Origin of the sequence: Dissulfurispira sp. (genome assembly GCF_036745535.1) — a bacterium.
In the GTDB taxonomy this organism is placed as follows: domain Bacteria; phylum Nitrospirota; class Thermodesulfovibrionia; order Thermodesulfovibrionales; family Dissulfurispiraceae; genus Dissulfurispira.
In genome coordinates this window covers 5644-6568 of record NZ_DAIOFX010000082.1, presented here as the reverse complement: position 1 = coordinate 6568, position 925 = coordinate 5644, and the positions used below count along the sequence as shown (strand labels likewise).

The window sequence follows — 925 nt, the reverse complement described above, 5'->3', positions numbered from 1 at the left end:
GTTGAGCTTGAACTCTCAGAGGTTATTTCAGGGGAATATTCCATACCACGTTCAAGACATTACTATAAGGTAATAATGGACGGAAAAATTCTTGCGGCATCTCCGTCCCTTGTTGACGACAACTACAACCTGACATCCGGCACCCTCGAATATCACGACAGAAAACTCAAAGAAAAAGTCTTCACATCCACAGGACCAAATAAAGAACCCATACGCGTGCTGCAGCACGATCTTGAATTTCTCGGCAGGAGCTTCAGCGTATTCGTTGCAGAAAGCCTTACGGACAGCCTTACCATAATAGGAACTTTCAGAAAATTTCTATTAATTATTATTCCCGCAAGCATATTCATTGTAAGCCTTGTGGGCCTATGGATAACAAATAAGTCTTTAAAACCAATAAACATACTCTCCGGTAGAATAAAGACCATAACCCACAAAAACCTGAATGAAAGAATAGATGCAAAGACAGAGGCCGAGGAATTAACCAGTCTCGCTGATTCATTCAATGAAATGCTGAATCGCCTTCAGCAGGCATTTGAAGCCGAAAGACGCCTAATCTCCGATGCATCCCATGAACTTAAAACGCCGGTGTCGGTCATAAAAACACATTGTGATGTCATGCTCCAGAAAGACAGGACAAAGGAAGAACTTCTCGAAACGCTGAAGACTATAAAAACAGTATCGGAAAATATGGGGAAACTCATAGAAGACCTTCTTTCCCTTGCAAGGCTTGATTCAGGGATATTATCGCCTGCAAATTTTAAAAATATATCTTTGAATGAATGCATCCTGCAGGCGATACAATTAGCAAAACCTCTTGCTGAAAGAAAACACGTAAACGTCAAAACATCCCTTGTTAATGACATTAATATCATTGGTGATAAAGACAGGATTACAGAGGCATTTTTAAACATATTGGAAAATG

Annotated in this window: 1 protein-coding gene; it reads left to right on the top strand. The window is 40.1% G+C overall.

The genetic code is table 11. The annotated features are described in order from the left end of the window. Nucleotides 1-925: histidine kinase dimerization/phospho-acceptor domain-containing protein (locus tag V7L97_RS10595; protein ID WP_333655800.1), on the top strand; the 925-nt coding region annotated here is incomplete at both ends.